Origin of the sequence: Aeromicrobium sp. CF3.5 (genome assembly GCF_051262695.1) — a bacterium.
Classification (GTDB): Bacteria; Actinomycetota; Actinomycetes; order Propionibacteriales; family Nocardioidaceae; genus Aeromicrobium.
Map to the genome: position 1 here is coordinate 77,826 of NZ_JBIMEZ010000003.1, position 24,850 is coordinate 102,675.

Genomic DNA, 24,850 nt, shown 5'->3' on the forward strand with positions numbered 1-24,850 from the left:
CGAGCCAGTGGTCACTGCATCTGGTTGTCGGGATTCTCTTGGTCATAGCTGTGGCGCGACTCCGCGATGACGCCGCGGTGAGCCAATGACCAGTCGGCGAGGGCTTTGACGAGATGCGTCAGGCTCGCGCCGACCTCGGTGAGTCGGTAGTCGACCTGCGCCGGCACCGTTGGGTAGACGGTGCGAATGACGAGCCCGTCGCGCTCGAGGCGGCGAACGGTCAGAGTCAGCATTCGTTGCGAGATGCCGTCCACGGCACGTTGCAGCTCGCGGAATCGGCGGGCTCCGCTCGCCAGCTCGACGATGATCAGGACCGACCACTTGTCGCCGACGCGGTCGAGCACGTCGCGGATCCCGCAGTCGGGGTGCTCGGGCAGCCCGCATGGCTCCAGGTCTGCGGCCGAGGCGGTCACACCGGTGTGCGTCACTGACATCGAAGTGCCTCCTTGTGGGTCTTTCGCGGACGATCCAGACTCGCTGGGTAGTTACTCATCAGAACCACCTAGGAGCCATCAGATCATGATTCTCGTGACCGGAGCCAGCGGACACCTCGCACGGCTCGTCCTCGCCGAGCTGAGCGCTCGCGGCGTCAGTGCCGTCGGCGGCAGCCGTGCCCCGACACACCATGATCGGCCGATGGACTTCGACGATCCAGACAGCATCGATCTCCAGGGCATCTCGACGCTGGTGCTCGTGTCGGCCGGCTACGCGGAGGACGACCAGGTGATCTCCAGGCACGGCGCAGCCATCGACTCGGCGGTCCGATCGGGCGTCGAACACATCGTCTACACGAGTGTCACGGGTGACGGTGACCACCTCGCGCTCGCGCTGGCACACCGGGCGACCGAGAAGATGGTGAAGGACAGCGGCCTGGACTGGACGATCCTTCGCAACGGCCTCTATGCCGAGCTGTTCGGTGCTCTGCTCACGTGGACCGACGGCCGGTTGGAGTCAGCCTTCGGCGACGGAGCCCTGTCAGCAGTCCCACGCGAGGACCTTGCGATCGCCGCGACCACAGTGGCTGCGGACCCTGCCCGTCATCGCGGGCGGACGTACGAGTTGGTGGGCGTGCCGATCACCGCTGATGACGTCGCCCGGCGTCTCGGCGTCGAACACCGGTCCGTGACGTTGGCCGGCTACCGGGAACGGCTGCTCCAGTCGGACGAGCTGATGGCGTTCCAGCCACCGATGCTCACATCCATCGCCTCTTCTGTCCGTCACGGCTTCATGAATGGGACATCGCCCGATCTGGTGACCCTCCTGGGACGCCCTGGCGCGGACGCTCTTGCCGTCGCGGCCGACGTTGCACAAGCCTCGAGCTCGAACGTCTGACCCTGGCGTCATCATCGGTTGTGTCCGGACCTCGGTCAGTGCGGCTGGGCCATCACGACGAGCCAGCCGTCGTCCTCAGGAGACTGGTCGGTCCACTCCGGCGCGAGTCCCGCCGCGCTGAGGGCGTCGATGAACTCGTCCTTGGTTCGAAGGGCGCGGTAGTAGGAACTGCCGGACGCACCGACCTCCCAATCGGTGCCTTCGCCGCGAGGTACTGACACGAGGAACCGGCCCCCCGGGTGCAGAGCGTGGGCGACCTTGCACAGGACGGTGTGTAGATCCTTGGGCTCGACATGCTGGAGGACGTGCAGCACGACGACGGCATCGTAGGGACCACCGAGGTCGTCGTTGATCGCGTCGAGTCGATCGACTTCCTTGCCGCGCGCATGCTGCAGGTCGATGAACGCCTGGGTGATGTCTGTGCGGCGAACCGTCAGCCCGGACTCCTCCAGCTGGTCGGCATCCCAACCCGGGCCGGAGCCGATCTCGAGGACATGACCTGCAGGGACAGCCTCCGCCAAGCGCGTCAGTGCCCCGGCGAGGACCCCGCGGCCGGACGTCTCACGGGCGTAATCGACCGCAATCTTCTCGTATGACTCAACCGTGCGGGCATTCGGTGAGGGCTCCATGACCAGAGCCTAGGCAGGACCTTCGTGCGTGCCGTGTGTGGGACTAAACTTCCCGCGTCGCTGCTGGTTTCCTTCTCAGGCGTCTTGCCGGGCGAGCTGACGGGTGTGACCGGGAATCTCTTGCTCGGCGAGTCCCTGGATGATGTCATTCAGCGACATGGACTGGTCGACGAGGCAGGCGCCGTTGGAGACCAGCAGGGCTGGCACTGGCGCGGCGAGCTCTCGGGTGCTGAGGGCCGCGACCAGGATGCCCAACGCCTGAGCCTGCACGCGGATACGTTCACGCAGCTGTGCTGCATCGCCAGCTAGCGAGGCGGCGTGAGCCAGCGTCCACGCGTCCTGGGATGAGCGGTTGTCGTAGATGCTTCTCAGGCCGGTCGTCACGGTCGCCACGTTGGTCAGGGTCAAGGTGGTCACCAGCCAGACGTGCGCAAGGATCTGTTCGGTGTCCCACTCGCCCGTGGGCTGGGTCGGGGCAGGCTTTGCTGTCAGGAAGGTGTCATAGGCCTGGCCGAGCGCGATGGCGAGCTCGTGTGCGGAGTTGTCGTCGTCTGGTTGATACGTCGTGTCGTCAAGCATGCGCGTTGCCCATCGTCCACGGTGCTTGCGGGAGCACCGCTCCTGTCTCGAGCAGCGATTTGAGGTTGGCCATGACCGCGGGCCAGCCGTTCGAGATCCCGCGCAGCATGTCTTCGTTGGGGAGGTTCTCGTGCGTCACCGTCAGTCGCACGATCTCCTCGTGCGCCTCGATCGTGAAAGTGACCAGCGACGGCTGGCGATCTTCTTCGGGCGAGTCTTCGAACGTGATGGCAAGGCGAGTGGGCGGATCGGCCACGATGACCGTTCCGACCGCGTCTGTCCCCGACCCGTCGAGCCGTCGATGCTCCCATCCGGAGCCGGCTCGCCAGTCGGACACGTTGGAGTGGCCCCAGTACAGCGCTGTCGCATCCGAGTCGGTGAGCGCATCCCATACCTGTTGGGCGCTCGCGCGGATGTAGGTGACGTACACGTACGTTGGAACCGAAGCAGTCGGATGCTCCGAATGTGAATTGCGTGTAGAAGACACCGCGTTCTCCTCAGCTTGTTGTTTGATCGCGCTCAGCACCGCAAGTCGCGGCTGATCGAAGTCGGCGAGCCAGCGCTCCCCGATCTCATGGATCGGTGTCACGTTCAAGAAGTGCAGGCGATGTCGACCTGACCGCACGACGGTGATGAGATCGGCGCGCACCAGCACGTCGACATGTTGCGTTGCCGACTGGCGAGTCATCTCGACGTGCTCGCACAAGGCGCCGAGAGTCTGGCCGTCGTTGTTGCGCAAGCTGTCGAGCAGTGACCGCCTGGTCGGGTCCGCAAGCGCCTTGAACACCGCCCCTGTCTCGTTCATGCCCACATTATGCAGGTATTTACCTGCATAATGTCAAGGGATCGGCTGAGCACGTGCCGAATTGCCCCGCTGTCTTCTATCGGGACAGGAATGCGACACGGCGACCTGTCGACCTGAGCGAAAGGTTCGGATGGACGACTGCCCGCCCCAGCGTCTTGAGCATTCTGGTTTCCTTCGGCCCTGTGCTGCCAGTAGGGTGCGGAAGCGTGAGTAGCGCCCGCAACCCTTTCGAATCGGTGTGGTTTCTGCCTATCTTCCTCGGCGCGGGCACTGTTGTCGCGGTTGCAGCGGGCGGGCTGGCCGCTGGTTTCGACGTGTTGCCACTCGTCCCGATAGCGGTTGTAGCTGGCGTGATGATCGGGGCTGTGTTCCTTCTGATGACCGTTCGTCGAGATCGAACTATGGACCGGGTGGCCGGCGGGAACTCACCAGACGACTCCTTCCGGGTGACCAAGCAGGCGTTGCGTGGCGACTTGCCCGCCGACCACGCGGAGCGAAGGCGCGCGCTTGAGATCGCAGAGTTCTGGCAGGCCCGCCAGCACCGCTTCGGGCGCATCCTGATTCCCGTATGGGTCGTGCTCACGGTGCTCGGATTGGGACTCCTCGTGGTGGACTTTTCGATCTCGCTCGCAGTACAAGTGGGCAGCTTCGGCCTAGTCGCCGTTCTGTGGTGGCTGCAAGAACGCCAACTACGGCGAAGGGTTCAGGAGCTGCGTTCCGGCGGTCATGACGGAGGTCAGTGAGCGGCCCGTGCCGGCGCAGGCCAGCATCGTCCGGTGGCGGGCCCGGGACGCAGTCCATCGGGGGTCAGCTCCCGACGCCGGCCTTCTGCCCCTCGCCCTGTGAACCGCCGCGATTCGATGGCGGCCGACGTCAGGGGCGCGCGTCACGTCCGTTCGTCCATCGGGGTCATGGGTGGCATGAGGTGCGTCAGGTCCTGCGTCATGTGTCCCCAGCGGCTCGACTGACGCATCCGCTCGCCCTCGGCGGTGCGCTGTCCGTCGCTCCACAGACGCGGCCAGCCGCGGGCGAAGGTCAGGGTCCCGCCGGCGGCGAGCAGGCCCGTACCGATCGTCTGTCGCCGCCACCGGGGAGAGACGTAGACCTGGTCGCTGAACCCGGAGTGCGGGTACCAACGGAAGGCTGCCAGCTGGTCCTCGTTCGTCACGCCGACCTGGTGCAGGGCGACGCGGTCCAGCAGCGTGCCCGGCTCGACGCCGTGGCCGGTGAACGCGAGCAGCGTGGTGGCCGGCGGGTTCGAGCTGGGCTGCCTGAGCTCGGCGAACCACAGCGGCGGCGCCTTGGGGGCCGAGTGTGCCGTGACCTCGAGGCCGACAACCTCGCCCTCGGGTCCGTACCGCGCGTACCCGAACGCCTCGGTGCCGACCTGCTCGACGGCCTCAACCTCGCTGAGCTCCAGCTCGGTGCCGTCGGGATGCCGTGAGGACTGAACCACGGCGGCCCAGGCCGCTGACCCGTCCGGGCGGAGGGCCCGGACGTGCCAGAGGCTGAATCCGACGGTCTCTTTGTCAGCGCTCACGCGTGACGGCCGGCCGGCGACGTGACCGTGCGACCACGCCGCTGCCGGCCGCGGCCAGCAGAGCGCCCAGGCCCAGCAGCGAGAGGTTGGGACCACCGGCATCGGGCAAGGACGCGTTGCTCGCGCCCGCCTTCGCGGCGACCTTGCCCTCACCGGACGCCACGTCTGCTGGCTCCTCCGAGCCCGGTGTCGCCTCGGGGTCGGCCGGGTCGGCCGAATCGATCGGATTGGCCGGATTGACCGGGGGCGTCGGATCGACCGGGTCGGTGGGAGGTGTCGGGTCAACAGCGCCGGCTCGGACGGTGATGGTCAGCGTCTCCGTGGTGGAGCCATTGGAGTTGCTCACCGTGTACTGCACGGGGACCGTTCCGCTGAAGCTCGCGGCCGGCGTGTAGCGCAGGGCCAGCGATCCGGCCGATGGGACGGCCAGGACCCCGACGGGCTCATCGGGGGTTGCCGGCTCCTCCTCGTCGACGGGTGGTTGCGCAGGAGCGCCCTCGCCGACGATCTCGATGGTTCCCTGTCCCGCCGGCAGCGGCGTCACGCTCAGGGTGGTGTTCGGGTCCTCGCTGTCGTCGTTGGCCAGCACGTCGATGTCGATCGGCTCGCCACCCTCGTCGGCCGTGGCGGTGTCGGGCTGAGTCTCGGGCAGGATCGAGCCCGGCGTGGCGAAGCTCGCGAACGTGTCCGCGCAGGCGCCGGGCGCCTCGGAGTCACACGGCTCGATGACGACGGGCTCGGGGTCGGGCAAGATCGCTTGGCCCTCGGGCACACCGGTCTGGGTGATCACCACGCGCTCGCCCGGCTCTGCGGTGGCGCCGAAAAAGCCCCGGAAGCAGTCCGAGCTCCCGTCCGGACCCGTCGGGGTCGTGATGCACGTGGTCGTGCGCTCCGTGCCGTCGGGTGCCGTCGTGACGATCTCGAAGGTGCTTCCCGCGGTCGTCGTTCCGGCGGGAACGAACGCGCCGCTCTCGATTTGCACGCCGATCCGGTACTTCTGATCGCCGAAGATCGGCACGAGAGGGTCCCGCACGTTGAAGATCAGGTCGGCGGTCGTCGTGCCGTTGGTGTTGGTCGCCTCGAAGGTCACGGTGTCCGTGCCGGCGTAGTCCTCGACGGACGTGTACATGAGGGTACGTCCGTCGGAGCCGAGCGTGGCCGTGCCGTGGGAAGGTCCGGAGACGATGCGCACCGAGGTGTTCGGGTCGCCGATGTAGTCGTTCGCCAAGAGGTCGACATCGATCGTCTCGCCCTGGAAGGTCTGCGTGGGGTAGTCGCTGTCGCGGACGCTGGGGGCGGGGCCCTCGACGAGGTAGGGGACGTCCTTCGGCGCCGCGGAGCACTCGTCCACGAGGCAGGGCTCGATGGTGACGTTCTGGATCGGTGTGCGCGAGGCACTGGTCTCGAGCTCGACGCGCTCACCTGCAGCCAGCTGGAACGTTGAGTTCCCGTTCCCGTCGACGCAGGAGCTGGAGGACGGAGCGCTGGGCGAGAAGCCGATTTCGGTGTTGCAGAAGATGTAGTCGACGAACTCGGTGCCCCGGTAGACGACGCCGTTGGTCTGGACGAACTGAGTCACCCCGTAGCTCTCAGGAAAGAACTGGCCCGGAGCCCTCGTCACGGTGAGCGTGAAGGACTGGGCGCCGTACTCGGCCTCCTCCGCGGTGATCTCGGGCTCAGCGGCCTGCGGCTGCTCGTCGGTCGACGCCGGAGCCGGTACCTGCTCCGGCGCGTCAGGCGTGGCCTGGACCTCGAGAGCCGGGGCGTCGGGAGCCTGCTCCTCTACCTCCTGCTGCACAGGTGGGGGCTCTTGCTCGGCTGCAGTGGGGGCGACCTCCGGGGCCGGTGCGGGAGCAGCGGTCTCATCGTTGGTCGGGAGCTCGGTGCTCTCCGGCGCGAGGTCGTCGGCGGCGAACGCTGACGGAGCGCCGGCCGTCATGGACGCGAGGGTGGCGGCGCCGGCCACCGCGACGCGGCCGAGGGTGGTGCGCAGGGCAGGACGTGCTGAGGTCTTCATACGGCTCCGGAGTCAGGCATGATGCTGCCCCGAGCGGAGCTGCGGGGTTGAGTTTAGGGGCAAGAACGGGCCTCAGGGGACAGAACGGCTCAACTCAAAGAACTTGTCCCGCCGCTGGTACATCAGGGCGCTGGGAACGTGGCTCCTGACCAGCGGTCACGCAGAGTGCTTGGCATCGTTAGTGCGATCTGCCGCGATTCGGCCGTGGACATTCGGCCTGAAGCACCAGCGGAACCGTCCCGGGTCATTCGCGGTGGAGTGACGCACCCTTGCCGAAGAAACGGAGTAGGTATCCGATTCAGCGATGGCGGTTGCCGCCACGGCAACCCCGCCCGACCCGGAGAGTTGTCAGGCACATGGGATGAACGGCTGTTGGCGACCGTGGACACCGACGCTAGTCACGAACGACGCCCGGGCTACGTCACGTGCAGGCATCACTCATATCGGCGCGCACTCCGTCGCGACGACTTGTGCGTCTGTTGCCCCTGCTTCAGCGCAATGTCGACGGTCAACGCTGTTGCCAGCACGAGAGATCGCAGAGGCTCGTCCAGGGCCTTGTGGATCTCGACGACGTAGTTGTCGGCCTTCGTGAACCTCTCTTTCGCCCACCCCGCCCAGGTCTTGGTGATCCGCGCGACCTCGCTCCCGGTTCGGTCCTCTACTGCGAAGTCCCAGGAGCTCCAGCCCTCTGCCTTCATGGAACCCACCGACCGGCCGCCCGACTCAAGCGTGAACCGGACGCCGCCGATGACCCCCAAGCTCTTCTGGATGATCCGACCGACCTCGTCACCGTGGGCATCGTGCACGATCACTGTCGATTTGGCGAAGTTCGCCGGACGAGTGAGGGCCAAGACCACTCGGTCGTTGGGATCAATCACCTGCAGTCGTCGTGTCCTGTTCTGCGCCGGACGCATCGACACCGCGTTCGCCATCATGCCTCGGGTGAGCTCACGGACAGCGCTGACCTGTCGACCGCCTTGGTCACAGATGGCGTACTCGACCCTGTTCCCGATCAGCTTCGCCTTCTGATTGACCACCAGAACCCGCTCGGTGAAGAGCATTCCTCCCCCTGACTGATCCGGGGACGAAGCGGTTCGGTTCGCCTGTCGCCCGGCACTCTTCTTTGGCTCGTTCGCGCTACCCTGCTGATCGGCGACATGAACCACAGGTTGAGGCGGCACCGGTGGGTCAACCTTCTGCATCCCGCTCGAGGTCACCCGCTCAGTCCAGACCTCTCCGTCCCAGTAGCGCCGCTCATGGCGACCGAACGGATCCGGATACCAGTCAGCCGGGACACTAACGGTGACGGGGGGATCGGTTGACGGAATGCCGTCCGAGGTGACGTGCTCTGTCCAACACGCCCCGTTCCAATACCGTTGCTCGTACCGTCGGAAGGGATCCGGGTACCACTGAGCGGGAGAGGTTGGCGGCACGCAATGACGGTACTAAACAAACCTGCCTCGATGGTCGCGCTTTCGGTTGGCGAGCTTGCGGCGCGGGAGGGTCGGCGAGGAATCGGATAACCGATCCGGATCCGCCGTCGCGGTGCCGCTTGAACAAACGCGGTGGAAGGACGCGTCCGCGACGCTGGCCCTCCGATCTCTCGGTCTCAATACCCGAGCCTGGGATCTGGGCGGATGGAATGATCCACCTCATGTCTACTTCTGAGCAGGCCAGTTCGACGTTGCGCGAAATGGGTATCCAGTTGCCCTCCTTGATGAGCGTGCGCATAACCATGACCTGCAAGAACCACGTCACAGAAGGCGACCTCGAACTCGCGCAGGGGACCGGGTTCCTCTTCAACTGGCAGGACCGCCCGTACCTGGTGACAAATCGGCACAATCTGACGGGCCGACGCCAAGACGACGGATCTCCTCTGAACCGTCACGGCGCAACTCCCGACACAGTTCACATCGCGCACAATCTGTCGCCGCGAGTCGAGACCGAAGCTGGCCAATTTTCACTTGGCTGGGAGAGCGTTCCTGAGATCCTGCTAGATGACAGCACAGGCGATCATCGTTGGTTCGAACACCCGTCACTAGGCGCCCATGTCGATGTTGTGGTCCTCCCGATCTCCCGTGTTCCAAACGGCGGAATGATGCTGGCCTACACGACAAACGGATTCAGTCAGCCGATCGGAGTCGGTCCCTCCCAGGACCTCAGCATCGTTGGCTTCCCGTTCGGGGAGTCATCAGGAGGCAATGTCGCTGTCTGGGTTCGTGGATCTGTAGCGTCCGAGCCAGTGATGGACCACGGCGGATTGCCGAGGTTCCTGATTGACGCGCGCACCCGTCCCGGACAGTCCGGCTCCCCGGTCATCATCTACTCCGCGAGCGGGGTCGTGAACGACGCTGGAGGCATCACGGTAGGAGTTGGACCGCATCAACGCCTTGTGGGCGTGTACTCAGGACGCACGAACGAGCAAAGCGACCTCGGGCTCGTGTGGAAGGCGTCAACGATCGTGGACATACTTTCCGCAGCGGACACCGCCTCGCTCCCACCCGTCACTGGCTTAGCAGCCTGGGCGAACGTTGACTCGCCCCGCTGAGAGGTGAAGGCCCCAGGTTTGTTGCGCTGAACCACGAACTCGCGCGCGCCGCCATCGCGGTGAAATGACGCGCTTGCCCAAGGGGCATGACACAGCACGAATAGGTTGAGTCTGGACCAGCCGCCCGAGCGTGCGAACCCCGAGGCAGCGGCCCTACCACCCGAAGAACCTCGAGTGGATGCGAGGCCGCTGCTGCAGTCGGGCTCAGTGCGAGCTGAGCATTGCCAATACGTCGTCGAACCGGCCATCGGCCTCGGCGAAGCGGAGAAACTTCACGCGCTCGACCAGAATCTCACCTGACTCCGGGCGGTCCGCGATCAGCGTCATGACCTCGCTGAGATAGTCCTCCAGCGGCATCGCGCGCTCATCGTTCGTCTGGCCCATCAGCGCCGTCTGGACGGCCGGCGGGACCAGTTCGAGCACCTGCACCGACGACTCGGCGAGCTGCACCCGCAGGCTCTGCGTGTACGAGTGGATCGCCGCCTTGGTGGCGTTGTAGGTGGGGGTGAACGGCAGTGGGACGAACGCCAGGCCTGAGGACACGTTCATGATGACGGCCTCGTCCTGGGCCACCAGGAACGGGACGAACGCGTTCAGCATCCGGATGGGTCCCAGCAGGTTGGTGGTGATGGTGTCCTCGGCGACCGATAGCGCGCTGCCGTCGAGCAGGTTCTCAGGCAGCATGATGCCCGCCATGTTGATCAGTACGTTGAGCTCGGGGTGGGCCGCGGTGACGCTCGCATGAGCGGCAGTGATGGACCCCGGATCGTTCACGTCCAGGACGATCGACTCCATCCCTGGATGCGCGGCGACGATCTCTTCGAGCAGGTCAGCGCGACGACCGGCGATGATCACCGTGTTGCCTGCTGCATGGAATCGCTGCGCCAGTCCGAGGCCGAGCCCGGAGGTGCCGCCGGTGATGAGCATGGTGTTGTCCGTGGTCTTCATCATTCGTCCTTCAAGTGGGGAAGCACCAGTCCACCCGCGGCCGAGATCGTGCACCAGTGATCGCACAACCACTGATCGGCGGTCAGTGGTTGCCGCTGGGGATCTGCGCGAGACTGGACGCACCCCGATCACCTGGAGGAACGGCGCGGAGAGCCCTGAGCTGGCTGACTTCCTGCGTAAGCGTCGCGAGGCGATGCAGCCCGAGGACGTGGGACTCCCGCGCGGGCCACGCCGACGCGCGGTGGGCCTGCGACGTGAGGAGGTCGCCGAGCTCGCCAGCATGTCGACGGACTACTACGCCCGCCTCGAGCGGGGCAGTGGTCCGCAGCCTTCCGAGCAGATGGCTGCGGCGATCGCTCGGGCGCTGCGCCTGACACTCGCCGAACGTGACCACCTGTTCACGCTGGTCGGGCACACCGCGCCGCGCCGTACGCAGCGCAGCGACCATGTCAGCCCCGGTCTCATGCGGGTGCTCGACCGCCTCGCCGACACCCCGGCCCAGATCATGGGCGGGCCCGACGCCACGCTCGTCCAGACTGGTCCTGCCGTGGCCCTGCTCGGCGATCAGACGCACTTCACGGGACTCGCGCGCAGCAACGTCTACCGGTGGTTCACCGACCCGTCGTCGCAGCTCATCTACCCCGCCGAGGATCGCGCGCACCACGCCTCCGTGTTCACGGCCCAGCTCCGCAGCGCGGCTGCTTTGCACGGTCCACGCTCGCGCGCGGCAGGCGTGGCCGCGCGCCTGTTGCAGCAGAGCTCGGAGTTTGCCGCAGTCTGGAGTGAGCACGAGGTCGGCCTCCAGCACACCGAGCAGAAGCGCTTCGACCATCCAGAAATCGGTCGGCTGGAGCTGCACTGCCAGACACTGCTGGACGTCGACCAGGATCAGGCGCTGCTCGTGTTCACGGCCACGCCCGGCAGCGAGAGCTACGAGAAGCTGCAGCTTCTCACCATTATTGGCAAGCAGGAACTGCGCGTCTGAGCCGCGCGTGTCCAATCGGGCAAACGGTCTACGGGGCTCAGGCCTGGCCCATGATCAGACGCGGTGATAAGACGCACTCATCGCTTCAGGCGAGGGCACGGCAACTGAGCACGTCTGCGGGCGGAGATCAAAGCGGATCGCCTCCGAACAACGGCTAGGGCGCGAGCTGCAGTCCGCTGCGCGCGAGGACTCGTACGGGGGCGAGGAGCTCCTCTTCGTGGCGCATCAAGATGCCGAGGCGGACTGTCAGGGCGGCCTGCTCGGCGTTGGTCCAGTGGAGGTCCAGTCGGTAGACGGCGTTGATCGCCGTGAGTCGCGTCGCGCCCACGGTACGGGCCTCAACTTCCATCACCTCGTGGAGGCTGGGAGTGACGGTGGCAGTTCTTGCGTGGGGTGGGAGGCCTTGTGGTTCCCACCCCCAAAGGTCGCGTCGAAGGTCGTGGTTTGGGTCGTCGTTGCCGTCCGTGGCGGTGCGTGCAATCGCGTTGAGGACGTCCGGACTCCCTGCATCTTCAGCGTCCGCATCGGCATGGGAGCTGAGGCGGTCGATAACGGCTTCGACCGTCGGGAGGTACCGAAAGTTCGGCGGCGCTTCACTTAGGAGTTCACCATGCATCCGGTTGGTTTCCTCGAACCGGAACGCCCTGTCCCTACTGACGAAGATGAGCTGATGAGGAGCCACCTCGCTGGCTGCTGCGAGGGCTGTCAGCCAAATGACGACGTCGCGTCCTTCGCCGCCACTAATGGAGGCCGGTCGATCTCGGTTCACCTCACGCCGGTGTGCCTCGTCCGAAGAGCCCTCGGGGCTCGGCAGTATCTTCCAGAAGACCTTGCGGAGCGCTTCTTCTCGATACTGCGCCGCGGTGTTGGTGTTCGGCATGTCGGTGCTGAGGCCGCGGGCAACATCAGCGCGCCGGACCCATGTCGGGACGGCGGCCAAGACTTTGTCGGTATCGCCGGCGTCCAGGTACCCCTGGATTGACCGGCGGTAGTTGGCAAGGTCCTCGTCGAGCACCAGTTGAGGGAGTGCCAGCGGGTGGCCGCAGACCACCGCGAGTCCATGAAGCAAGGTGGCGTTGCAGGACGCCCCGAAACCGTCGCCGCGCACTGCGTTGCTGTCGAGGACAATCATGCGGGCAGCCTAGTAGCCGAGGATCTTGGCGACTCCCCGCAATCGTCCAGCTGTCACGACAGGTCCGTGGGGAGCACTGGTGGTTCCTCCTGCGTGATTCTGGGCGAGCCGTCGCGGCGGAATGACTCACCCTCACGGGCGCCGTCCGAAAGCAGCCTCCCGTTTAGCAACCAGATGGGGCGTACGCGCTCGTCCGGTAGGCCAAAGGCTGGTGCAACCAGGTTAGGCGAGAATTAGGGTCTGGGTTCGAGAGAACGCGTAGCGTCGCACCATGAGCGACAACGAAATTGAGCTGTTCATCGAGGGCGGGCTTCCATCGGGGTTTCCGCTGTCCGCGAAGGCGGGATTGAAGGTGCGACGTACCTGGGAGCGCCGCGGCAAGGAGTTCACCGAAACGATTTGCGCCAAGTGCTCCAACGAACTGGCTGATCTCGAAGAACGCGTCGCGGATGACGACTCGTTTGCCGACCTACTGGTCGACGGGCTTGATCGCGCCATTCGCTCGCCTGACGATGAGTACCGCGAGGTGCTGGCCTCGATTGTGGCGAATGCGTTCGCTGACCACGCAAAGATCGACCAATATCAAAGACTGATGAAGGACGTTCAAGACCTGGATCCGTTCGACCTTCGCGTGCTGGTCGCGGCCTACTCACAAGATCGTCACCCAGCGGGCAAGATCAGTCCAGACGAGCTCTATCTCATGGACACACACGGCCTCGGCATCGTGCACGCGAGCCTGCCGCGGCTGCGGGCCTTGGGATTGATCGCCATCGTCGAAGATCTGGCGCGCTTGGCCCCCCCGAAGCAAACTCCGGCGATCGAGACGGACCAAGGCTGGATCGGAACTACATGGGGTTCGTGGGCATATGAACAGTGCCGCGATGCATACGAAAGTTGAGCTGCGTCCGCGCCCAAGTAGTCACACCGCGCGTATGAATTTCGACGCGCAGGGAAGACCGCCGCCTTCGGCGTCTGCTCGTATTTGGTTGGACTCTCCGGATCGCGGTGGATTGACTGTGAGGATCGCCAACGCAGCCTGAAAGTGCTGGGCTGTGGTTGGTGACCGCGGGTGTGACCCCTGGATTGACTGGCGATGCTGCCTTGCTGCGACTTGTCCGCTCGTGGTTGCCGGCCCCGGCCCGAGCAGAGGAGCTGGCCTGATCAGGAGCTTGACCGCCAGGCGTTGGTAGCGCTTGGCGTGTCTCATCACAGTCCTGCCGAGCCTTTGTCCCGGACCGGAACCACGTCCCATTCCGGCGAAGGAGAGAACGCATGAACAGTCTGACCGATCTGCGTGAGGTGGTCGATGTCGTCATCGGCGTCGGCACTCACGTCCATACCCACTCCGCGGCTGTGGTTGATGCTGCCACTGGTGGTGTCCTTGACGAGATCACCGTCGAGGCGACAGCCGAGGGCTATGGCGAGCTGGTGGAGTTCGCCAACAACCACGCGATGTTGCGAGCCTGGGCGATTGAGGGGACCGGTGGTCACGGCGCCGGTCTGAGTCGTCACCTGTTGGAGGCCTCGGAGATCGTCATCGAGTTGGACCGTCCGAAGCGGGCTGCGCGCCGCAACGGCGCCAAGTCCGATCCGCTCGATGCGATCCGTGCTGCGCGTGAGGCGATGGCCCGACCACGGTTGGGAACCCCTCGTGCCGGGGGCGAACGTCAAGCTCTGTCAGTGCTTTTGGCTGCTCGCCGCTCCACAATCAATGCCTCCACCGAAGCCCAACTGCAGGTCTTCAGCCTGGTCATCGCAGCACCCGAACCGATCCGAACCAGGTTCCGTGGTCAGAAGCTTGCCGCGATGCTCAATACCGCCGCGAACCTGCGACTGCACGCCTCCTGGGACACCAAGACGACCAGCACCGTGGTGGCGCTGCGGACGTTGGCACGTCGCGCGCACGCGATGCTGAAAGAAGCACGGGAGCTGCAGAAGGCGATCGTGGCCGTCATCCGGAGCTGGCGTCCTGACCTGCTCGAGGAGTTCGGTGTCGGACCGATCGTGGCCGCGACGGTGTTGTGCGCCTGGTCCCACCCCGGCCGGATTCACTCCGAAGCGGCGTTCGCGATGCTCGCCGGCGTGGCACCGATCCCGGCGAACAGCGGCCAGGTCACCACCCGCTACCGGCTCAACCGCTACGGCGACCGGAACCTCAACAACGCCCTGCATACCGTGGTCCAGAGCCGGATCCAGTACCAGCAGGCCACCCGCGACTACGTCGCCCGCCGCACAGCAGAAGGCAAGACCAGCCGAGAGATCAAACGCTGCCTTGCTCGCTACGTTGCCCGCGACCTCTACCGCCTACTCGAAAGTGGCCCACAGCTGGCTTGACGAAGCATAGGAGCGTCGTACCAAGAGGTGTCGCGACTGGCCGATATCCGTTCTGATCTTTGACAACTAGGACGTCGACTCGACCGGTGGCGCGTTCACACGTCCTGTGACGAAGCGACGACGATTCGTCCAGGTCAAATCGCGGGCGTCGACCTCTACCACCGGCTCGTCATACCAAGGATCGTGGCCGGGGGGCGCAAGTCGGTCGAAGGTCTCTTGATCGAAATCCTCAGACAACGTCCAGTCTGGCTTCATACCGGTGTAGGTGCGCGCCGTGACCAGGCGGGAAGCGAGTGTTGATCGGTCGATGCGGCCAGTGTCCATGAGCGTCCCGATCTCGCGCTTGAGTTCGTCAATTCGTCCTGCACCCATCGCGAAATGTAGCTGATAGCCGACGCTCGATTGATCGGGCGCTTCATCGCCCAGTTCCAGATGATGGAGGAATCCGTTCACCGCTTCATCAGCGAGCGTTTGGTTCACTGCCTCATGCCAACCCGGCACGGTCTCCCTACTCCGGTTCTCGAGTTCGTAGCCCACGCGGCGCCAAGCGCGGATACGAAGGGCGCTGCTCGAAAAGTCAGCAAGGGCATCGAGAATCTTCGTGGGCGGTGCGTTTCGGTCGACTTCGATCAAGAGACGGCCGATCCAGCTCAGGATCTGGTCCTGGCTACCGAACGGCGTACCTCCTTCGTCTGGCATCTCGTTCACGATCTTGGTCAGCACTTCGACAAGCTTCAGTCGACCTGAGTCGGTCGATGGCTGTCGTCTAGGCTCGGCTGCCTTGCCGACGATCAGAAGGCGTCGGGCGTCCTCCACAGAGACCAGGAGCGCGGTTAGGCCCTCGCCATCACCACCTGCAGCGGCATCAACAGCGGCGTACACTTCCGCGTCGCTGACGTCATGAGCGGGAATGCCCATCGCGAAGTACCTATCGAAGTACTCCTCGGTTCCCACACCCCGCCGGGTTCGGCTTCCGTTGACACCAATCTGGCCTTTCTCTCTGAGATTGGGGAAGAGCGAGACAAGCAGCTTCTTGGCGTGCGCTCGATGCCGATCTGGAACCAGGCCGAATAACGGGTCCGGATCAAACCGCACGTACTCGAACGGTCGACTCTTAAGATCCATCTCGCCCGTATGACCAGCGATCAGTTCGTTTCTGTTCGGTGGAATCTCGCTGAATAGTCGGGGAAAACTCATCCTGATCAGAGTCAGAAGTATCACGTCGACGTCATCGATTTCGTCCGGCGGCATCAGCGGCAGATGGTGCTCAAGCTGGGCGATATACCGGTCGATCGAGCGGGGCGTCTGCAAGAGCGACAAAAACGAATCGATCAACGCACCAATGCGGCCGTCTTCATCGAGATCCCCCCGAGCCACACGTCCTAAGCCAGCATTGAGCCGAGTCAACTGCTGGTGTCTTAAGAGCGGCGGCACCAAGAGCGGATATTGGACGATCTTCTCCATGAAGCGTTCAGCAGAACCATCGTTCTCTCCTGCAGCCTGAGCAGTAGATAGGTTCCGAAATAGTGTCTCGTCGTCGTAGGCCAGCAGGTACTGGACACCGTCGAAACGTCCCAGAAGCCGTACCACCCGGAGCAGGACCATCAGTTCGTCTACGTGGAGGCGGTCGATGTCGTCTACTACAAGTAGGATCGGCAACTGAAACTTCTTCAGTTCCGTCTCTGCTTTTCGGAAAGCTTTCTCCCACGACGGCGATTGGGTGAGCGCGCCGCTGATCGAGGTGAGTAGCCGCGACACAGAGCCGCCCCCATACGGAATAGCGGTCGTAGCGGGCGCAGCCACTCTGGCCGTAGCGGCAAGAGCGCGCTTCACATGCCGTGTCTTCTTCTTGGGTAGCGCCGCAATCAGGGACGAGTAGAACTCACCCAGCAGCCCGGCGACGTCGCTCGTCGCCCAAGGAGTAAAGCGCGCGACTACCCATTGGGGATGCGCCTGTTTCAACTCTTCGACAGTCATATTGATGAACGACGTTTTGCCGCTGCCCCAAGGTCCGCTCAGGCCGAAGACGGAGCTTGACTCAAACGAGTGACTCACATGAATTCGTTCTGCGGCCCGCTTTGCGTAGAGCGCACGATCGAGGGTGTCCTGATTCGTCGACCCGAGCGGCTCATCTGTCCACTGCGCCTCGGCCATACGACCAGTGTCCCCGGGGGGCTGCCCGTCTGTCTCTCGATCGGCTGAGATCGAGGGGAATCGGACTCGCTTCCCGGCACCCGGCGGAGTGCCGACAACTTCCCACGCTCGGCCCAACTTGCGTCTAAGTGGGCGATATGCAGCGCCCGTCGTTTAAAGGACGACTGGCACTGAAGGGACCGCTCTTGCTTGAGATCCGATGTGCCATGACCTGTATCCACACCGGGTTTCCGGCGTGAAAGCTGATGTCGGTGGGTGCCTCTAGGTTGGACATATGAGCAACCACGAGTGCGCTGACGATGAGCTGGAGACCGGTCGGTTGACCGAGCTCGCTCGGGTGCAGGCTCGCGCGGAGGCTCGGGCGATAGAAGCGATGATCGGCTACCGCGATGCTGAGTATCAGCGGATTGCTGGGTTGGATCGGCCGTTGATGCGGCAGGTCGAGCGGGCTGTGGTGGTGCTGGAGATCGGGCAAGCGATGGGGTTGTCCGAGGCCCAGGTCCACGGGCGGTTGGCGTCGGCTGATCGGGTCCGGGAGCACACGCCTCGGGTGTGGTTGGCGTTCCACGACGGGACCATCAACGAGGCGCGGATGCGGGAGATCTCCTCCACGGTCGATATGTTGCAGCGCGACGACTCCTACATTCGTCTGGATCAGAGCGTCGTCGCTTACGCCGAGTCCCACACCGTTTCTGAACTTCGTCGGTGGTTGCGGCGATTCGTTGACCGGGTCGAGACCGACCTCGCCCTCGAACGTGCCGAACAAGCCCGGGAGCGTCGTCGGGTCGACGTCCGCCACGGCGATGACGGGATGGCGACCCTGCTGGCCGGACTGACGTCCCCGCAGGCCGCGGCCGCGATGAAGCGACTGACCGTCGAGGCCAAGGCCATGGGTGCCGATGACCCGCGCACCTTGGCGCAGCGTCAGGCCGATCTCCTCGCCTCCTGGCTGACCAACAACGAGGACGGCGAGACCTCGATCCACGCCCACATCGCGGTCAAGCTGTCAGCGGAGACCTTCACCGGCGCTCGCGACGGGTTCGCTGAATCGGCAGATGGCAGCTGGTCGTGCCCGGCCTCCTGGGTCCTGAGTCCCGACCTGGTCGCGAACCCCATCTGGCACCGGCTGATCGTCGACCCGGTCACCGACGACGTCTTGGCCCACCAGTACCTCGGCCGACTGGCCCCAGAATCACTCAAGCTCGCGTTGCTTTTCCGCGACGGCGTGTGCCAGGCACCGGGGTGTCTGGTTCCGGCCGATCGGTGCGATGGCGATCATCGACAACCTTGGCCCGACGGACCAACCTCGGGCGAGAACATGTGGCCCCTCTGTCGGCGTCACCACATCCTCAAAGGACACCGCATCATCCAGTGGGTCCTACCCTCCGGACGAACCGTCGACGCCGAACCGGCCCACCGACAACCGCCGGAGTCGCCGCCGTCGAGGATGGAACACCGCACCGCCCACCTGCTGGCCAATCACTGACCGACGGCTCTTGCCGATCTAATGCCAGAACCAGAAGACCCCGCGACCGAATGGTCGCGGGGCCAGCTGGATGAATCGATCGATCAGACGAAGGTCTCGCCGTTCTTCGCCTTCTCCAGCAGCGATGCCGGCGGGGTGAAGCGGTCGCCGTACTGCGCGGCCAGCTCCTGCGCCCGGTCGACGAACGCCTGCACGCCCAGCGATCCGTCAGCAGCCTCGTACCCGTTGATGTACTGGATGACGCCGCCCTGGTTGGGCGGGAAGCCGATGCCGAAGATCGAGCCGATGTTGGCGTCGGGAATCGTGCGCAGCACGCCCTCGTCGAGGCACTTGACCGACTCGATGCTCATGATGAACGTCAGTCGCTCCTTCAGGTCCTCGAACGCCGGCTGCGTGTCCGACACCGGGAACTTCTCGGCCAGACCCGACCACAGGCCCGTGCGCTTGCCGGCCTCGTCGTACTCGTAGAAACCAGCACCCTTGAGGCGGCTGGCGCGACCCGCTTCGATCATCTGGTCGATGATCGTCTCGGCGGCCGCCGGCTCCCACGTGCCGCCAGCTCCTTCGACCGCAGCCTTGGACTCGTTGCGGATCTTGACCATCAGTTCCATGTTGAGCTCGTCGGTCAGCTGCAGCACCGGCGCCGGGAAGCCCGACATCGTGGTGGCGCGCTCGATGCTCACCGGGGAGACGCCCTCGGCCAGCATGCCGATGCCCTCGTTGACGAACGTGCCGATGACGCGGCTGGTGAAGAAGCCGCGGCTGTCGCCGACCACGATCGGCGTCTTCTTGATCGCCTTGGTGTAGTCGAAGACCCGGGCGATGGCCTCGTCCGAGGTGTCCTCGCCAGCGATGATCTCCACCAACGGCATCTTGTCGACGGGTGAGAAGAAGTGGATCCCGATGAAGTCCTTGGGGCGCGACACACCCTCGGCCAGGCCCGTGATGGGCAGCGTCGACGTGTTGGAGCCGAGCAGCGCGTCGGGCTTGACGACCTTCTCGACCTCCGCGAAGACCTCGTGCTTGAGCTTGACCGACTCGAAGACGGCCTCCACGACGAAGTCGCAGCCCTCGAGATCGGCGTAGTCGGCCGTCGCGAGGATGCGACCCAGGACCTCGTCCTTCTTCTCTGCGGTGATCTTGCCCCGCTCGAGCGCCTTGTCGAGCAGCTTCTCGCTGTAGGCCTTGCCCTTGTCGGCGGCCTCCTGCGAGACGTCCTTCAGCACGACGTTCATCCCCGCCTGGGCCGAGACGTACGCGATGCCGGCGCCCATCATGCCCGCGCCGAGCACGGCGACCTTCTCGGCCTTGGTGGGCTCGATGCCGTCGGGACGGGACTTGCCGGCGTTGATGGCGCCCAGGTCGAAGAAGAACGCCTGCGTCATGTTCTTGAACTGCTGTCCGACGATCAGCTCGACCAGGTAGCGGCTCTCGATGCGCGTCGCGGTCTCGAAATCGACCAGCGCACCCTCGACCGCGGCGCTCATGATGTTGCGCTGCGCCCGGTAGTCAGCACCCTTGACCTGCTTGCGCAGATTGGACGGGAACGACGGCAGGATCGCGGCCAGCGACGGCGTGGTGGGCTTGCCGCCGGGCATCTTGTAGCCCGCACGGTCCCACGGCTGCTGCGCAGCCTCCTCGTTGGTGGCGTTCGCCTTCACCCAGGCGATCGCCGTCGACAGGAGGTCGTCAGGAGCGACGACCTCGTCGACCAGGCCGAGGCCCTGGGCCTTGGCCGGCTTCATCCGCGGGCCCTGCAGCAGGACCTTCATCAGCGCGTCGGCGATGCCGAACATGCGCACGGTGCGGGTGACGCCACCGCCGCCGGGCAGCAGGCCCAGTGTGGCTTCGGGCAGACCGATCTCGTAGCGACCGTCGGCGGCCACACGGTGGTGGCACGCCAGGGCGATTTCGAGTCCGCCGCCGAGCGCAGCGCCGTTGATGGCCGCGGCCACCGGCTTGCCGGAGGTCTCCAGCTTGCGCAGCGTGGCCTTGACCCGCTCGACGTTCGCGAACAGCTCGGGGGCGTCGTCCTTCGTGGCCTGCGTCATCAGCTTCAGGTCACCACCGGCGAAGAAGGTCTTCTTCGCCGAGGACACCACGGCGCCGAGCACCTGATCACCCTTGGTCTCGATATCGCTCACGAAAGCATTGACAGCTTTTTCCATCGAGTCGGTGTACGCCTGGTTCATCGTGTTGGCGCTCTGGCTGGGGTCATCGAGCACGAGGTGCGCGATGCCGTCCTTGACTTCGTAACGAACTGCTTCAGTCATGAAAGTGGCTGTTCTCCTGAGAAGGGGGTGGGGGTCAGATGCGCTCGACGACGGTGGCAATGCCCATGCCGCCGCCGACGCACAAGGTGGCCAGGCCGTAGCGCTTGTCGCGGCGCTCCAGCTCATCGATCAGGGTGCCGAGGATCATCGCGCCGGTCGCACCCAGCGGGTGACCCATCGCGATGGCGCCGCCGTTGACGTTGGTCTGGTCGTGCGGGTAGTCGCCCAGGTCCCTCATCAGGCGCATGGCCACGGCCGCGAACGCCTCGTTGATCTCGATCAGGTCGATGTCCTCGATGGACAGGCCGGCCTTGGCGAGCGCCTTCTTGCTGGCCGGACCGGGGCCCGTCAGCATGATGGTGGGCTCTGAACCGGTGACGGCGGTCGCCAGGATGCGCGCCCGCGGAGTCAGACCGGCCTTCTGGCCGGCCTCCCCGCTACCGATGAGCACCAGTGCGGCGCCGTCGACGATGCCCGAGCTGTTGCCGGCGTGGTGGACGTGGTTGATCTTCTCGACCTGGTGGTACTTCTCCAGCGCCACCGCGTCGAAGCCGCCCATGTCGCCGATCTGCGCGAACGAGGCCGGCAGGGCCGACAGGCTCTCGGCCGTGGTGCCCTCACGCACGAACTCGTCGTGGTCGAGGATCGTGAGGCCGTTGACGTCCTTGACCGGAATGACCGACTTGTCGAAGTAGCCGTTGGCGATCGCCTTGGCGGCACGAGCCTGCGACTCGGCGGCGAAGGTGTCGACGTCGGTGCGGCTGTAGCCCTCGAGGGTCGCGATCAGGTCGGCGCCGATGCCCTGCGGCACGAAGTCGGTGTCGAACGAGGTGCGCGGGTCCATGGCCCAGGCACCACCGTCGCTGCCCATGGGCACGCGGCTCATGGACTCGACGCCGCCGGCGAGGATGAAGTCCTCCCAGCCCGAGCGCACACGCTGCGCGGCCTGGTTGACGGCCTCGAGGCCGGACGCGCAGAAGCGGTTGAGCTGCACACCGGCGACCGAGTCGGGCAAACCTGCGGCGAGGGCCGCGGTCTTGGCGATGTCGCCGCCCTGATCGCCGACGGGCGAGACGCAGCCGAGGACGAGATCGTCGATCAGCGCAGGATCGAGCGACGGGTTGCGCTTCTGGATCTCCTCGATGAGGCCGGTGGCCAGCTCGATCGGCTTCACCTCGTGGAGGGAGCCGGTCTTCTTGCCGCGACCACGCGGCGTACGAATGGCGTCGTAGACGAATGCTTCAGCCATGGGGGTTCCTCACAGACGAACGGGGGTCGGGTGGCGTCCCTCGATTGTGACACCAACACTGTCAAAGTGGTAGCGGCACTTCTGTGGCTGAGGTCACAGGGCTCGGCGGCGCCGCAGGCTCAACGTGCCCAGCACGAGCATGAGCAGGCCCGCCGTGAGCAATTCGAACCGTGGCCCGCCGGTGTCGGGCAGGACCGCAGTGCCGCCCGGCTGGGGTGTCGTGCCGCCTGGCGCAGCGGCCGGCGGGGGTTCGGTTGGCGGGGGCTCCGGGGACGGTGGTGTCGGCTCGACGACATCAGCGAGGACGAAGTCGATCCCGCCCACGTTCTCGCCTGACTCGGTGATGACGACCGTGCGCGAGGGCAGGCCGTCGACCGAGACCGTGTAGGTGCCCGGCGCCAGATCGCCCGCCTCGTAGTTGCCGGCATCGTCGGTGGTGCGGGTCTCGTCGAAGCCGTCCGGTCCTGCCACCTGGACCTCAACGCCTGCGGCCGGATCCCCGGACGCCTCGGTGACCGTGCCGGACACCGAGCCGGGGCGGCTCAGGGCGAAGTCGTGATCCGCGGAGTCCGACGTGCCGACCTCGAAGGTCTGCGTCGGCGGCACACCGTACTGAGCCGGCGGGGTGGGCACGGCGACGGTGTAGGTGGAGTCGCCGGGAACGCGGACGAAGGAGTACGTGCCGTCGGCCATCGTGACGGCACTGTCCACCACCTGTCCGCCGGCGTCGCGCAGCTCGACCGTCACCCCACCCAGGGGCTCGCCCTCGGCGCCGACCGTGCGCACCGTCCCGGTGATCGTGGGGTTGGCCGTCAGGGTGAAGTCCTGACCGTCCACGACCTCCTCGGAGTCGGGCGGGATCGTCGGCCGGAGATCCTCCGATCCTCGGGTGTAGCCGTCGGGTGCCGTCACCGTGAGGGTGTAGTCGCCCGCCGGGTTGCCGTCGAGGACGTAGAACCCGTCGGCGTCGGTCACGGTCGTGACGGCCGTGCCGTCCGGATCGTCGGGCGTGAGCGTGACCGTGACGCCCTCGACCGGTCCGTCGCCAGGCGCCGTCACCGTCCCGGTGATGGCGGCCGGAACGATCTCGCGCGCCGCGAAGTCGACGACCTGGTCCTGTTCGGACAGGTCGAAGGTCGTGGAGGTCGGCCCGACGGCCAGGCAGTTGTTGGGGAGCCCGCTGATGCCGACCCGGTAACCGGGGCTGGCCGCCAGGCCCGTGAACGCGTAGGCGCCCGAGGCGTCCGAGGTGGTGCTGTCGACGACGGTGCCCTCCTGGTCCGTCACCTCGACCGTGGCGCCGGCGAGGTCGCAGGTGCCGTCGGTGACCTCGATCGAACCGGTGAGGTCCTGCGTCCGCAGGGCGAACCAGGTCTGGTAGATCGGCAGGCCAGCACGCCGGGTGAACTCGAAGGTCAGCGTGCGCAGGGGCACGGCCGGCTCGAACCATCCGGTGGCCCCGGTGGTGTCTCGCGCGGCGTCGTTGCCGGTCAGTGTCGTGGACACGGGGTCCCACGTGGGTGCGTCGGTCGGCGTCGGGGACCCGCAGCTGCTCGGGCGGGGCGTGAACCCGCACAGGTTGAAGCTGCTCTGGAAGCCAAGATCGGTGGCGCTCGCGGGCTCTCCGTCCGCGCGGGTCGCGGTGACCCTGACCTGATCGGCGTCGATGTCGCCGAGCACGAAGGCCCATCCGAGCGGAGTCGCCCGTTCGAAGGAGTAGGTCGTGGTCGACGGGCTGGAGGCGTTGTCCGCTCTCGGCCGCAGGTTCAGGTACTCCTGGTTGCGGCTCGATCCGTAGCGCTCGCCCGGGGGCGTGGTGGCGCCGAACCACGAGCTGGCCCCGCTCTGCACCCCCACCTGGCCGGCGCGTGAGTCCGTCGTCACTGCGGCCGCAGGAAACGTCGGCGACAGCTGCATGGTCGTCGTGTAGTCCGTCGAGGTGCCGGTCAGCGGCGTCCAGTCGGCGTACCGCGTCGCCAGTGCCGCAGAGGCACTCGACAACGGAAGGAAAAGTGCCGTCATCACGAGCAGAATCACGATGCGTTTCACGATGCCCCCTAGCGTCCCGCCCCCTGACGTGACTTTCGTCCCTCAGCGTAGGGGACAGGTAGGCTCGGTGTCGTGCCTGCCATTCCCGCCGAGACGCTCAACGTCGAGCAGCTGGCGACCCGTGTGGGCATGTCGGTGCGGACCGTGCGCTTCTACGCCGGTCGCGGGCTGATTCCTCCGCCGCGCCGCGAGGGACGCCACGGGTACTACGGACGCGACCACATCGCCCGGCTCGAGCTCGTGCGCGAGCTGCAGGCGCACGGATTCACCCTGTCAGCGATCGAGGGATACCTCGAGAACATCCCCGAGTCCGCCGCCCCCGAGCGGGTGGCCCTGCACCGCACGCTGCTGGCGCCGTGGAACACCAACCTGCCCGAGACCGTCACGCGATCCGAGCTCGAGACCCGCACCGGCCGCTCGCTGACCGACGACGACATCGAGCTGCTGGTCGCGGTCGGGGTGGTCGAACCCACGCCCGGCGACGACGTCTTCCAGGTGGCCCCGGCGCATCTCGCGGTCGGTGCGCAGTTCCTCGAGACCGACATGCCGCTCGACGTGGCCCACGCGGCGCGCAAGATCTTCGACGAGGCCGGACACAAGGTCGCCCACGACATCACCGAGATCTTCCGGACGATGTGGTGGCCGGCCCTGCGTGAGTCCGGCCGCAGTGCCGAGGACATCACCGCCCTGGTCGAGCGCTTCAAGCCGCTGACCATCCAGGCGCTGGTCACCGCCTACGAGAGCGCCGTCGACGAGTCGAAGCGCGAGACGGTCCGGCGCCGCACGTAGA

At 65.7% G+C, this 24,850-nt stretch carries 21 protein-coding genes; 8 read left to right on the forward strand and 13 right to left on the reverse strand.

The window, feature by feature from the left end; translation table 11 throughout:
• Positions 1-11: 11 nt before the first annotated feature.
• A complete protein-coding gene (locus ACHAA3_RS07235; RefSeq protein ID WP_435708298.1) occupies positions 12-434 on the reverse strand; it encodes a winged helix-turn-helix transcriptional regulator in 423 nt (140 codons plus the stop codon).
• A gap of 85 nt (positions 435-519) precedes the next feature.
• Between ACHAA3_RS07235 and ACHAA3_RS07240 the strand changes: the two genes are divergently transcribed.
• Entirely contained in the window at positions 520-1,332 is an 813-nt protein-coding gene (locus ACHAA3_RS07240) for an NAD(P)H-binding protein (protein ID WP_435708299.1), read from the forward strand.
• Between the two features lie 35 nt (positions 1,333-1,367).
• On the opposite strand, the gene ACHAA3_RS07245 is transcribed toward ACHAA3_RS07240, so the two are convergent.
• The 3 genes from ACHAA3_RS07245 to ACHAA3_RS07255 all read right to left on the reverse strand — a co-directional run bounded on the left by ACHAA3_RS07245 (position 1,368) and on the right by ACHAA3_RS07255 (position 3,345).
• The gene (locus tag ACHAA3_RS07245; RefSeq protein ID WP_435708300.1) at positions 1,368-1,961 is read right to left on the reverse strand and encodes a methyltransferase; all 594 of its coding nucleotides are present in this window, start codon (positions 1,959-1,961) and stop codon (positions 1,368-1,370) included.
• A gap of 75 nt (positions 1,962-2,036) precedes the next feature.
• A complete protein-coding gene (locus ACHAA3_RS07250) occupies positions 2,037-2,540 on the reverse strand; it encodes a hypothetical protein (RefSeq protein ID WP_435708301.1) in 504 nt (167 codons plus the stop codon).
• A complete protein-coding gene (locus tag ACHAA3_RS07255; protein WP_435708302.1) occupies positions 2,533-3,345 on the reverse strand; it encodes an ArsR/SmtB family transcription factor in 813 nt (270 codons plus the stop codon). Before ACHAA3_RS07255 ends, ACHAA3_RS07250 begins: the two co-directional genes overlap by 8 nt.
• Before the next feature lie 206 nt (positions 3,346-3,551).
• On the opposite strand from ACHAA3_RS07255, the gene ACHAA3_RS07260 reads away from it, so the two are divergent.
• Positions 3,552-4,088, forward strand: a complete 537-nt coding sequence (locus ACHAA3_RS07260; RefSeq protein WP_435708303.1) for a hypothetical protein — start codon at positions 3,552-3,554, stop codon at positions 4,086-4,088.
• A 143-nt stretch (positions 4,089-4,231) separates the two neighbouring features.
• On the opposite strand, the gene ACHAA3_RS07265 is transcribed toward ACHAA3_RS07260, so the two are convergent.
• From ACHAA3_RS07265 to ACHAA3_RS07275, 3 genes are all read right to left on the reverse strand, one after another.
• A complete protein-coding gene (locus ACHAA3_RS07265) occupies positions 4,232-4,885 on the reverse strand; it encodes a hypothetical protein (protein WP_435708304.1) in 654 nt (217 codons plus the stop codon).
• Positions 4,875-6,902, reverse strand: a complete 2,028-nt coding sequence (locus tag ACHAA3_RS07270; RefSeq protein WP_435708305.1) for an Ig-like domain-containing protein — start codon at positions 6,900-6,902, stop codon at positions 4,875-4,877. Before ACHAA3_RS07270 ends, ACHAA3_RS07265 begins: the two co-directional genes overlap by 11 nt.
• Before the next feature lie 434 nt (positions 6,903-7,336).
• Complete coding sequence (locus ACHAA3_RS07275) at positions 7,337-8,335, reverse strand: phospholipid scramblase-related protein (protein ID WP_435708306.1); 999 nt, start codon at positions 8,333-8,335, stop codon at positions 7,337-7,339.
• Between the two features lie 209 nt (positions 8,336-8,544).
• On the opposite strand from ACHAA3_RS07275, the gene ACHAA3_RS07280 reads away from it, so the two are divergent.
• Positions 8,545-9,450, forward strand: a complete 906-nt coding sequence (locus tag ACHAA3_RS07280) for a trypsin-like peptidase domain-containing protein (RefSeq protein WP_435708307.1) — start codon at positions 8,545-8,547, stop codon at positions 9,448-9,450.
• A gap of 204 nt (positions 9,451-9,654) precedes the next feature.
• On the opposite strand, the gene ACHAA3_RS07285 is transcribed toward ACHAA3_RS07280, so the two are convergent.
• Positions 9,655-10,398, reverse strand: coding sequence for an SDR family oxidoreductase (locus tag ACHAA3_RS07285; RefSeq protein WP_435708308.1), 744 nt, complete (start codon positions 10,396-10,398; stop codon positions 9,655-9,657).
• An 85-nt stretch (positions 10,399-10,483) separates the two neighbouring features.
• Here ACHAA3_RS07285 and ACHAA3_RS07290 point away from each other — a divergent pair, with 85 nt between their 5' ends.
• Complete coding sequence (locus ACHAA3_RS07290) at positions 10,484-11,383, forward strand: helix-turn-helix transcriptional regulator (protein ID WP_435708309.1); 900 nt, start codon at positions 10,484-10,486, stop codon at positions 11,381-11,383.
• 154 nt (positions 11,384-11,537) lie between these two features.
• On the opposite strand, the gene ACHAA3_RS07295 is transcribed toward ACHAA3_RS07290, so the two are convergent.
• Positions 11,538-12,515, reverse strand: coding sequence for a PIN domain-containing protein (locus ACHAA3_RS07295; protein ID WP_435708310.1), 978 nt, complete (start codon positions 12,513-12,515; stop codon positions 11,538-11,540).
• Positions 12,516-12,786: 271 nt separating this feature from the next.
• Here ACHAA3_RS07295 and ACHAA3_RS07300 point away from each other — a divergent pair, with 271 nt between their 5' ends.
• Positions 12,787-13,413 carry a hypothetical protein gene (locus ACHAA3_RS07300; protein ID WP_435708311.1) on the forward strand — a complete coding sequence of 209 codons (627 nt, stop codon included), beginning with the start codon at positions 12,787-12,789 and terminating at the stop codon, positions 13,411-13,413.
• A 401-nt stretch (positions 13,414-13,814) separates the two neighbouring features.
• Positions 13,815-14,849: an IS110 family transposase gene (locus ACHAA3_RS07305; protein ID WP_435708312.1), complete on the forward strand. Its 1,035-nt coding sequence runs from the start codon at positions 13,815-13,817 to the stop codon at positions 14,847-14,849.
• Between the two features lie 66 nt (positions 14,850-14,915).
• Here the strand turns inward: ACHAA3_RS07305 and ACHAA3_RS07310 are convergent, their stop codons facing one another.
• Positions 14,916-17,003, reverse strand: a complete 2,088-nt coding sequence (locus ACHAA3_RS07310; RefSeq protein WP_435708313.1) for a KAP family NTPase — start codon at positions 17,001-17,003, stop codon at positions 14,916-14,918.
• A gap of 274 nt (positions 17,004-17,277) precedes the next feature.
• On the opposite strand from ACHAA3_RS07310, the gene ACHAA3_RS07315 reads away from it, so the two are divergent.
• Entirely contained in the window at positions 17,278-18,489 is a 1,212-nt protein-coding gene (locus ACHAA3_RS07315; protein WP_435708314.1) for a DUF222 domain-containing protein, read from the forward strand.
• 83 nt (positions 18,490-18,572) lie between these two features.
• Here ACHAA3_RS07315 and ACHAA3_RS07320 read toward each other — a convergent pair whose 3' ends face one another.
• From ACHAA3_RS07320 to ACHAA3_RS07330, 3 genes are all read right to left on the reverse strand, one after another.
• Positions 18,573-20,762, reverse strand: a complete 2,190-nt coding sequence (locus ACHAA3_RS07320) for a 3-hydroxyacyl-CoA dehydrogenase NAD-binding domain-containing protein (protein WP_435708315.1) — start codon at positions 20,760-20,762, stop codon at positions 18,573-18,575.
• Between the two features lie 34 nt (positions 20,763-20,796).
• Positions 20,797-22,011: an acetyl-CoA C-acetyltransferase gene (locus ACHAA3_RS07325; protein WP_435708316.1), complete on the reverse strand. Its 1,215-nt coding sequence runs from the start codon at positions 22,009-22,011 to the stop codon at positions 20,797-20,799.
• Between the two features lie 93 nt (positions 22,012-22,104).
• On the reverse strand, positions 22,105-24,060 hold the full coding sequence (locus ACHAA3_RS07330; protein ID WP_435708317.1) for an MSCRAMM family protein: 1,956 nt from the start codon (positions 24,058-24,060) through the stop codon (positions 22,105-22,107).
• A gap of 72 nt (positions 24,061-24,132) precedes the next feature.
• Here ACHAA3_RS07330 and ACHAA3_RS07335 point away from each other — a divergent pair, with 72 nt between their 5' ends.
• Positions 24,133-24,849, forward strand: coding sequence for a MerR family transcriptional regulator (locus ACHAA3_RS07335; RefSeq protein WP_435708318.1), 717 nt, complete (start codon positions 24,133-24,135; stop codon positions 24,847-24,849).
• Position 24,850 lies beyond the last annotated feature (1 nt).